Annotated in this window: 8 protein-coding genes; 4 read left to right on the forward strand and 4 right to left on the reverse strand. The window is 63.1% G+C overall.

The features are described 5' to 3' along the window. The first annotated feature begins 292 nt into the window (after positions 1 to 292). Together AC1DN9_RS29485 and AC1DN9_RS29490 are read left to right on the forward strand one after the other, a co-directional pair. Entirely contained in the window at positions 293 to 1,624 is a 1,332-nt protein-coding gene (locus AC1DN9_RS29485; RefSeq protein ID WP_478105918.1) for a C4-dicarboxylate transporter DctA, read from the forward strand. A gap of 5 nt (positions 1,625 to 1,629) precedes the next feature. Beyond that, positions 1,630 to 2,328 (forward strand): GntR family transcriptional regulator, encoded by a 699-nt coding sequence (locus AC1DN9_RS29490; RefSeq protein WP_478105919.1) that lies wholly within the window; start codon positions 1,630 to 1,632, stop codon positions 2,326 to 2,328. A 22-nt stretch (positions 2,329 to 2,350) separates the two neighbouring features. Here AC1DN9_RS29490 and AC1DN9_RS29495 read toward each other — a convergent pair whose 3' ends face one another. From AC1DN9_RS29495 to AC1DN9_RS29505, 3 genes are read right to left on the reverse strand one after another with little or no spacing between them, the layout of a single operon-like run. Next, positions 2,351 to 2,917 (reverse strand): hypothetical protein, encoded by a 567-nt coding sequence (locus AC1DN9_RS29495; protein WP_478105920.1) that lies wholly within the window; start codon positions 2,915 to 2,917, stop codon positions 2,351 to 2,353. A 28-nt stretch (positions 2,918 to 2,945) separates the two neighbouring features. Then, complete coding sequence (locus AC1DN9_RS29500; protein WP_478105921.1) at positions 2,946 to 4,097, reverse strand: hypothetical protein; 1,152 nt, start codon at positions 4,095 to 4,097, stop codon at positions 2,946 to 2,948. Continuing rightward, positions 4,085 to 4,975 carry a hypothetical protein gene (locus tag AC1DN9_RS29505; RefSeq protein WP_478105922.1) on the reverse strand — a complete coding sequence of 297 codons (891 nt, stop codon included), beginning with the start codon at positions 4,973 to 4,975 and terminating at the stop codon, positions 4,085 to 4,087. The genes AC1DN9_RS29500 and AC1DN9_RS29505 overlap by 13 nt, the downstream gene beginning before the upstream one ends. A 181-nt stretch (positions 4,976 to 5,156) precedes the next feature. On the opposite strand from AC1DN9_RS29505, the gene AC1DN9_RS29510 reads away from it, so the two are divergent. Both AC1DN9_RS29510 and AC1DN9_RS29515 read left to right on the forward strand, forming a co-directional pair. Next, complete coding sequence (locus tag AC1DN9_RS29510) at positions 5,157 to 6,239, forward strand: AI-2E family transporter (RefSeq protein WP_478105923.1); 1,083 nt, start codon at positions 5,157 to 5,159, stop codon at positions 6,237 to 6,239. A gap of 41 nt (positions 6,240 to 6,280) precedes the next feature. Beyond that, complete coding sequence (locus tag AC1DN9_RS29515; protein WP_478105924.1) at positions 6,281 to 8,011, forward strand: peptidoglycan D,D-transpeptidase FtsI family protein; 1,731 nt, start codon at positions 6,281 to 6,283, stop codon at positions 8,009 to 8,011. Between the two features lie 209 nt (positions 8,012 to 8,220). On the opposite strand, the gene AC1DN9_RS29520 is transcribed toward AC1DN9_RS29515, so the two are convergent. Beyond that, positions 8,221 to 9,300: polymorphic toxin type 22 domain-containing protein (locus AC1DN9_RS29520; RefSeq protein WP_478105925.1), on the reverse strand; the 1,080-nt coding region annotated here is incomplete at its 5' end.

Here is a 9,300-nt window from a genome sequence, read left to right on the forward strand (position 1 = left end):
TCGCCCTGTTCAAGAAGCTGCCGCTCGCGCAGACGGCCGACGACTACGAGGCCTTGCTGCCCTGGAACATCGCGCTGCCAACTCCGTAACCCAACCCCGCACTTCATCAGCGTCGATGAACAGGGCGCGGTTTATTGACTGCTTACGTTTGTTCCTCGCACTATGAGTTTTTTCAGATCTCACTCCGCCCCCCGGGAATACCCCCAAGGCAAAACGCCAAATCTTGCCTACATTGCTTGTATGCAAGACAGCGAACACCTTGCATGCAACCACCCACCCTGGGAGATCCTCCATGCCCCGTTTCGCCAAATCCCTCTTCGGTCAGGTCGTCATCGCGCTGGTACTCGGCGTGCTGGCGGGCCTGTTCTTCCCTGACTTCGCCGTCAAGCTCAAGCCCTTGGGCGACGGCTTCATCAAGCTGATCAAGATGATCATCCCGGTGCTGGTCTTCTGCGTGGTGGTGCACGGCATCTCCGGCGCGGGCGACCTGAAGCGCGTGGGTCGGGTCGGCATCAAGTCGCTGATCTACTTCGAGGTGCTGACCACCGTCGCGCTCGGGCTGGGCCTGGTCCTGGCCTTCGTGTTCAAGCCGGGTGTCGGCATGAACGTCGATCCGTCGAAGCTCGACGCGGCGGCCTTGAGCGCCTACACATCGACCGCCGACAAGCTCACCAGCGGCGGCACGGTCGAGTTCATCATGAAGCTGATCCCGACGACGGTGGTCAATGCCTTCGCCACCGGCGACGTGCTCCAAGTGCTGCTCTTCGCGGTGCTCTTCGGCTGCGCGTTGACGCTGCTCGGCGAACGTGGCCGGCCGGTCTCGGTCGTCGTCGATGCGCTCTCGCTGGTGCTGTTCAAGATCATGGGCATCATCATCAAGCTGGCGCCGCTGGGCGTCCTGGGTGCCATCGCCTTCACCGTCGGCCAGTACGGCATCGGCTCGCTCAAGCAGTTGGGCATGCTGGTCGGGCTGTTCTACTTCTCGGTGCTGATCTTCGTCTTCGTCGTGCTCGGGCTGGTGATGCGCCTGTCGGGGTTCAGCCTCGTCAAGCTGCTGCGCTACCTGCGTGAAGAACTCACCATCGTCTTCGCCACGACCTCGTCGGACAGCGTGCTGCCGCAGATCATGGCCAAGCTGCGCCACATGGGCATTCGCGACTCGACAGTGGGCCTGGTGATTCCGACCGGCTACTCGTTCAACCTCGATGCCTTCTCGATCTACATCACGCTGGCCGCGGTCTTCATCGCGCAGGCGACCAACACGCCGATCTCCATGTCCGACCTGCTGACGATCCTCGCGATCGCGCTGGTCACGTCCAAGGGAGCGCACGGCGTGCCGGGTTCCGCGATCGTCGTGCTGGCCGCCACGTTGCATGCCATTCCGGCGATCCCCGCCATCGGACTGGTGCTGGTGCTGTCGGTCGACTGGTTCATGGGCATCGCGCGCGCGCTCGGCAACCTCGTCGGCAACTGCGTCGCCACCGTGGCGATCGCGGCATGGGAGGGTGACATCGACCGCGAGCGGGCCCATGCAGTCCTCAACGGCACGCATTCATTCGAGGACGACCCCCTGGCCGAAGCGGGAACACCCGAATCGCCCGTCGTCATCCAGCCGGCACATTGAGCGATATGACCGAAGTCACACCCACCACCATCGCCGAGCGCGTGGTCGAAGCCATCCTCGCGCAAAAGCTCGCGCCCGGCGAACGACTCGGCGAGCAGGCCCTGGCGGAGAACTTCGGCGTCAGCCGCACCATGGTGCGCGAGGCGCTCATGCAACTGCAGGCGCGGGGCTTCGTCGAAGTGCAATCGCGCCGCGGCTGGTATGTGGTCGAGCCCTCGGCCGAAGAGGCGCGAGACGCCTTTGCCGCACGCCGTATCGTCGAGGCCGGCATCCTGGCCGAAGCCGGCCGGCCGCTGTCGAAGGTGATCCGCAAGCTGCGCGAGCACATTGCCGACGAAAAGCGCGCCATCGCCGGCGCCGACGCCGCCACCCGCGCCTTCCTGCTCGCCGATTTCCACGTCTGCCTCGCCGACCAGATGGGCCACCGCCTGCTCTGCGACGTACTGCGCGATCTCACCGCGCGCACCACGCTGGCAGCAACACTTTTCCAATCAAGGCACGAAGCCGCCCAATCGTGCACCGAGCACACCGCCATCGTCGCTGCCCTCGAAGCCGGCGATACGCCCCGCGCCCGGCAACTGATGCTTGACCATATCGGCAACGTCGAAGAAGCCCTCCAGGTCGAAGCAGCGGCAGAACCGACCGACGACGAGCGGCTGCGAGCGACCCTGGCCCCCATCGCACGCCGGCACGCGTCTCGTTGAGGTCTTCGGGCGCGAGCGCGCCCTACTCGCCAAGCAGGACGTACTCGCTGTTTTTCCCGTAGCGCGGAGCGTTCTTGCCGGCTTTGACGCACAGCATGTCGTCGCATCGCGTCAATGCACCAGATTGCGTGGCGCGAACGATCGCGGTTCCAAACTCGGCGCGCTTGATCTCGTCCCTGCTCTTCCAGGCAAGGTAGCCCGAACCACCCGCCGCCAACACCGAGCCAACCATCAGGGCGATGGCGCACTTCCAGACCAGCCCCTGCTGCAGTTGGTGGAGCGCTTCACTTTGCGCTTGCAGACTGTGAGCTGTTTGCGCCGCTTGCCGCGCTACTTGTTGCAGTTCTGTCTTGCATTGATCGACGGCTTGATGCAGCCCGGCTTTGAGCGCATCCTGCGCCTGCGCGCCGATGGTGCCAACAGCCTCGCGCGCCAATCGCTGCCCTTCCAGGCCAAGACCATTGGCGGTCTGCCGCAATTGACCGCTGCTTTGCACCACTTCGCGCACGGCTCGCTCGCTGCGTTCTTCCAGCACGTCAACCAGTGCCGTCAACCGGACCGCCAACGCCTTGGTTCTATCGGAGTCCATTTTTCCCCCTGAGATTCAAATTGCCGATTCACATGCTCATCACCGGGCCGCTGCGGACAGGCGCTGCTTGCTGCATGGCGGCCTGTTCGGCTGGCTGTGCATCCAGTGCCGCTTGACGCTGGGCCTCGTTGTAGTCCCGGCCGGCCTGCAGCCAACTCTGCCCTTCCTCGGATTGCCGGAACTTCCACCCCACCGCGCGCATGCCCGCGATGTCGCGATTCATCGCCGCATCGGTCAGGCGCGTGAACAGGTCGTCCAGGGTATTGCGCGATGCGACGGGGTTGCCAAGGCTTGCTGCCTGCGTCTCGGGCGCCAAAGATGATCCGGCATCAGCGAGCGAACGCGGGCTCTTCGCGATCTCGCGATGCGGATCGAGGGAATGGAAGTCCCCGGACTTCGCCTGCCGCTCCAGCCGCACGGCGCGGGCATCGTCGAGTTCGGCAACGGTGCGTGGATCGGTGACGCGCGATATCGCAGGGCCCAAGGGGCTGGCCGTGACGCTGGACCATTCACGCTCGCGATGGTCGTATACGTAGTAGAAATGAAGGCCGCCAATGACGTCGGGGTCGGCGTGGGATCGGTCCTGCGATGCCACTGCAGTCGCCGCGGCGAGAGCGCTCATGTAGCGGCTCGTCGGCAATTGCGCGTCGTTGTAATGCACAGCGATATCGCTCATGGTGGCCGTGAGACGGTCGAGGCCCCAAGTGCGGTTGTCGAGCATCTGGTGCCACACGTCCTCGGCGGCCGCCTCGCCGCCGTGGCGGCGTGCGGCCTCTAGCAGGAGGCGAGGGGTCCAGGCGTCGGGGTCGATGCCGACCGTGCGAAAGGCATCGTCATGCGCGCGCTGAACATCGTCGACGGGCAGATTCAGCGCCAGGTCATGCCGCTTGTCAGCCATGTGAATTTGTCGGCGACCGAAATCCCGCTTGACTAAATCCTGGCCGAAGTTTTCCCACTCCCGCTCAGTGAGCGAACGACCGTCGTGCATACGCGCATGGTTCTGCGCGAATGCATTGGCGATGGCGCCCGGCATGTTGTCGTTGCGCACCACGCCGAGCGCGAGCAGACCATAGCCATCATTGCCAGGGTGCTGAGCCAAGTAGTTCCAGTAGAGCTCGCGGTTGCCGTCTTTGGCGTAGCTTTCGAGGATGTCCATGTCTTGCCGATTCAGTTCTGCCATGCTGCTTTCTTTCGGTGGTCAGCGGTAAGTTCAGTGGACGCGGTACTCTTCAGCAATCCCCGGGTGCGATCCTCGATGCGTTTCCAGTCCTCGAGGAAGATTCGTGTGTAGCTGAGCGAAAGCGCAATCTTGTCCTGTGGAATCAGGAAGTCATGCGTACATATGGCCACTCGGGGCGAATCATCTCTGAGCAGCCGATTCCCCTGGAGAGTGAAGCCATCGGGCTGCAAGTGAGAAGCGCATTTGATGACCGTGGTGAGCCGGCCCTGGGCATCGCGCACCAGATACCTATCCTCCTGGTCCTCCAGTCGCGCACGGTACGGGTGGCCGTCCTCGCGTTCCCGCAGTTTGGCGTAGGCGAGGAATCTTTCGCGACTGACGTAGTACGGCGTCAGACCGAACCGTTGCGGCTGTTCGTCCATCATGTCCAAGCGTTCGGAAGGATCCTGATAGGCGAGCGTGTTCTCGGACGCATGCGGACGAATCGCTTTCTCGAGCCGTCCCGCCATGGGGACACGATCCACATAGCGGGGGGAGATCGCGATTGACTTCTGGAAGGTCTCCATATCCTGCTGCGAGCGCTTGCCCGGAGCCAGCGGCTGGAGATCTGGCCACTGCACCATCAGGGTGAAATTGCCCTGGAAGTCCGGCCCCATCTGATCGCGGAAATAGTTGGCCGGAATCATGTAGCGATGCGGCCCCAGGCGAGCCTCGACGAGCTTGTCGTTGTAGCCTTCCCAGCGGTATTTGGCGGGCGGTGCCTTTGAGAAGGTCGAGGACGCCTCTGGGGGCACGGCTGCACACGCCGCAATGGCCATGCAGGCGAGCAGCAACAGGCACCGCTGCAAGCGGCTGCCCCAATAAATGGAGAGTGTCATTCTTATCATCGGTATTTCCGAAAGCTCCCTCGGCCCCGCCTCCCTAAAAGAAAAAGCAGAACCGCCGGGTCGTGCCTCCCAGCGACGACCTCGGTGGATGATACCCAGCGCCATGAGGCAAGCCCCCCCCCCCGAACGAGCCCAACACACCCAAGGGCGCGGTTAGACTTCCCTACCGCTCATGAACACCCCAGCCCTCCAGCGCGGCACCTTCCTCTTCCTGCTGGCGATCGTCACGATCGCGTTCGGCTGGATCCTCTTCCCATTTTTCGGCGCAGTGATGTGGGGCGTCGCACTGGCGATCCTGTTCACGCCGATCTATCGGCTCCTCGTGAAGAAGATGCGCGGCCAGCGCAACCTGGCCGCGATCACCACCCTGCTGATGGCCATGGTCATCGTCATCATTCCGCTCACGATCATCACTGTGTCGCTGGTCGAGGAGGTGGCGATCGTCACCCAGAAGGTCCGCTCGGGCGACATCAGTTTCACCAGCTATTTCCAGCAGGTCGTGAACGCCTTGCCGCACTGGGCGCTCGACCTGCTCAACCGCTTCGGCCTGGGCAACCTCGAAGGCTTGATCAGCCGCATATCCCAATCCGCTCTCAAGGGCAGCCAGATGATCGCCTCGCACGCGGTCGCCATCGGCCAGAACACCTTCGAGTTCCTGGTGAGCTTCGGGCTCATGCTGTATCTGCTCTTCTTCCTGCTGCGCGACGGCGGCGATCTGTCGAAGGTCGTTCGCGATTCGCTGCCGCTGGCAAAGCCTCACACGCACCACCTGCTCAACAAGTTCACGACCGTGATCCGGGCGACCATCAAGGGCAACATCGCCGTCGCCGCAACGCAGGGCATCATCGGCGGAGCGGCTTTTTCCTTCTTCGGCGTGCAGGGCGCCCTGCTCTGGGGCACGCTGATGGCTTTCCTGTCACTGCTGCCGGCGGTCGGCGCAGCACTGATCTGGACGCCCGTGGCGATCTACTTCCTGGCGATCGGCGCGATCGGCAAGGGGCTGGGGTTGATCTTCATCGGCGTCTTCGTGATCGGGCTGGTCGACAACATCCTGCGCCCCCTGCTTGTCGGCAAGGACACGCAGATGCCCGACTACATCGTGCTGATGTCCACCATCGGCGGCCTCTCGATCTTCGGCATCAACGGCTTCGTGATCGGGCCCGTGATCGCGGCGCTCTTCATGGCGGCCTGGGACCTCTTCGCTTCGTCGAAGAGCGACGAGGACGATGACGGCGCGCCACCCCTGAAGTCCTGAGCATCCCCGCGCCGTGCACAACCCATCGAAATGAACAACCAATGAATCGAAGCGGACGCAGCGTCCAATACGCAACCAGTCCCCTGCTCGCCAGCAAGACCCCTGTCTGGCGCAGCAAGTTCATCGTGGCCGCCATCGCGTTGGGCTTTCTCGTGCTGGCCGCGCGCGCCTTCTATGTGGAGGTGATCGGCAACGAGTTCTTCCAGCACCAGGGCGAAGTGCGCTTCGCCCGGACGCTCGAACTCCCGGCCAACCGCGGCCGCATCCTTGACCGCAACGGCGACCTCCTCGCGTCCGATATTCCGGCGCCCAGCATCTGGGCGATCCCGGAAGACGTCGACCCCGCCGATCCGGCCACGCAGCCGAAGTTGAAGAAGCTGGCTGAATTGCTCGGCATCCCGCAGGCGGAACTCACGCGCAAGCTGAATGACGACGACAAGAGCTTTGTCTGGCTCAAGCGGCAGGTGGACGACACGGTCGCCAAGCAGATCGCCGCGCTCGACATCAAGGGCGTCTACCAGCGGCGGGAATACAAGCGCCAGTACCCTGCCGGCGAGTCCGCCGCGCATGTGGCCGGCTTCACCAACGTCGAGGACGTCGGCCAGGAAGGCATCGAACTCGCTTTCGACAAGGAACTCGCCGGCAAGGCCGGCTCGCGCCGCGTGATCAAGAACCGACTGGGCGCCGTGGTCGAGGACGTGGGCGAGCAGGTGCCGCCGATCGAAGGCCACGACATTCAGCTCAGCCTGGACGACCGCATCCAGGCCGTGGCCTATGAAAAGCTGCGCGATGCCGTGGTCGCGAACAAGGCCAGGGCAGGCAGCGCCGTCGTGGTCGACGCCACCACCGGCGAACTGCTCGCGATGGCCAACTACCCGAGCTTCGACCCCAACGACCGGCACAACCTGACTGGCGAGCAGTTGCGCAACCGTGCAATGACCGACGTGTTCGAACCCGGATCGACGATGAAGCCCATCACCGTCGCCACGGCGCTCGAACTCGGTCGCGTCACACCGCAGACGATCATCGACACCAACCCCGGCCGGATCACCGTGTCCGGCGCGACGATCCACGACGACGAGAACTTCGGCGTGCTGACAGTGGAAGGCGTGATCCAGAAATCGAGCAACGTCGGCGCGACCAAGATCTCGCAGCGCATGACGCCCAAGGAGATGTGGGATTCGTACACCTCGCTCGGGTTCGGGCAGAAGCCGCAGACCGTATTCCCGGGTGCCGTGACCGGGCGCCTGCGGCCGTACAAGTCGTGGCGCCCGATCGAGCAGGCCACGATGTCCTACGGCTACGGCTTGTCGGCCTCGCTGTTCCAGATCGCCCATGCCTACACGGCGTTCGCCAACGGCGGCAAGGTCATTCCGATCACGATGCTGAAGGCCGAAGAGCCGCCGGTGGGCGTGCCGGTGTTCTCCGCGCTGGTGGCGAGCCAGGTGCGCAAGATGATGCACATGGCCGCGGCGCCCGGCGGCACCGCGCCACTCGCGCAGACTGAAGGCTATTCGGTCGGCGGCAAGACCGGCACCGCCCACAAGCAGGTCGGCAAGGGCTACGCCAGCAACAAGTACCGCGCCTGGTACACCGGCATGTCGCCCATCGACAAGCCGCGCGTCATCGTCGCGGTGATGATCGATGAGCCGAGCGCGGGCAAGTACTTCGGCGGGCTGGTGGCGGCGCCGGTGTTCAGCCAGGTGGTGCAGCAGACGTTGCGGATTTTGAATGTGCTGCCCGATTTGCCGGTGGCTTCGCAGGCGCATTAGAGGGTGCAGAAGGCTTGATCTGAATCGTGCACTGGGCCGAAGCGATCAGTTCAATCTTTTAGGAAGGACAATTTCTCTAATAGAAGAACCACATGTATGCAATGAACGCCACCGCCACGATCACTATCGACCAGTAGGCGATTTTCTGAACCTTGCTCAGAGAGTCATACCTCTCCTTGCTCATATTTGGCACACCCATTGCGTCTCCGTTACTTTGAATTTTTTGACTTCAGTTCGAAGCCGTATCCGGCCGGAGAAGTCTGAACACCAGGGGGGAACGAAATCCCCAGTTCGATTGCAGTCTTGCCCCCATAAGAATGGCTTAAGCCACCGCCGACACCAAGAAGGGGGATAGGTGTCGGGGCGAATCCGCCCAATTGAGCGCCGCCGCCGGCAAGAAACTCGCTGGTATCAGTTACACCCCTGCCGTCAATGATTCGGCCCACGAGCAGCGTCACACCTGGCTTCGCTGAATAGGCAGGATAGCTGCGGCTCAAGGACCACTGCCCAGACACTTCGCCATTATGAAGATTCACCGCAATGCCCCCGGACGCCACGTAGAGCCCGACCTGCACACCGACGTAGTCGGGCATGTTCGCCCCTTGCCGATACTGCACTCCAGCTGAGTACTCTCCCGTGTTCCACCCAGGCGCAAATGGACTGCTGGCCGGACCTTGAGGCAACTCCCCAAGGCTTTGCGCGTTCATTCGAACACTCGCTTGTAGCGCGGATTGGGACGCGTAGTAAGCCCTTTGCGCAACATCACGGTAGCCGTTTGCCTCGACATTCAATCCGCGACTGCGCGCCCATTGCTCCGCGTCCTGCAATTGGTTCGCGTCGTGCGACAGCCGGGCTGCCTGCGTCTTGTAGTCCCAGGCGGTTGGTGATGTGTTTGTTTCCTGCACAGCGGGGGACATTCGTCCCATTTGAACGTTGACCAAAGCCCCCGGCCCATAGGCCCGATTCAAAAGATCAGGAATTTCTCGGTCGAGGAAGGCGGACGCGCCATCGTCGAACTTGGACAAAGGTGCCGGAGCGGCTCTTCCCGAGTTGCTTCGCTCAGAATCCGTCAGCGCCGTTTGGTACCCAGAGGTCACCAGCGGCTGCCCCCGGCCACTTCCGCCGCCCAGCATCCCGAAAGGCGAGTACGCCTGGAACTGCCCGAGCACTCCTCGGAAGAACGCCGCAGCCATGGACGGTGCACTCACGATCAGGAGGGTGAGAACCAGCCCCAGCCCGCCCTGCTGCAGCGCCAGCGACGTGATGCCCTCGCCGTCGATACCTCCATC

This window comes from Variovorax sp. 05L425 (assembly GCF_056397705.1).

Excerpts from the sequence above, each read along its gene's own strand:
- AC1DN9_RS29495 (WP_478105920.1), bottom strand. The coding sequence starts at position 2,917 with ATGGACTCCGATAGAACCAAGGCGTTGGCGGTCCGGTTGACGGCACTG.
- AC1DN9_RS29500 (WP_478105921.1), bottom strand. The coding sequence starts at position 4,097 with ATGGCAGAACTGAATCGGCAAGACATGGACATCCTCGAAAGCTACGCC.
- AC1DN9_RS29485 (WP_478105918.1), top strand. The coding sequence starts at position 293 with ATGCCCCGTTTCGCCAAATCCCTCTTCGGTCAGGTCGTCATCGCGCTG.
- AC1DN9_RS29490 (WP_478105919.1), top strand. The coding sequence starts at position 1,630 with ATGACCGAAGTCACACCCACCACCATCGCCGAGCGCGTGGTCGAAGCC.
- AC1DN9_RS29505 (WP_478105922.1), bottom strand. The coding sequence starts at position 4,975 with ATGACACTCTCCATTTATTGGGGCAGCCGCTTGCAGCGGTGCCTGTTG.
- AC1DN9_RS29510 (WP_478105923.1), top strand. The coding sequence starts at position 5,157 with ATGAACACCCCAGCCCTCCAGCGCGGCACCTTCCTCTTCCTGCTGGCG.
- AC1DN9_RS29515 (WP_478105924.1), top strand. The coding sequence starts at position 6,281 with ATGAATCGAAGCGGACGCAGCGTCCAATACGCAACCAGTCCCCTGCTC.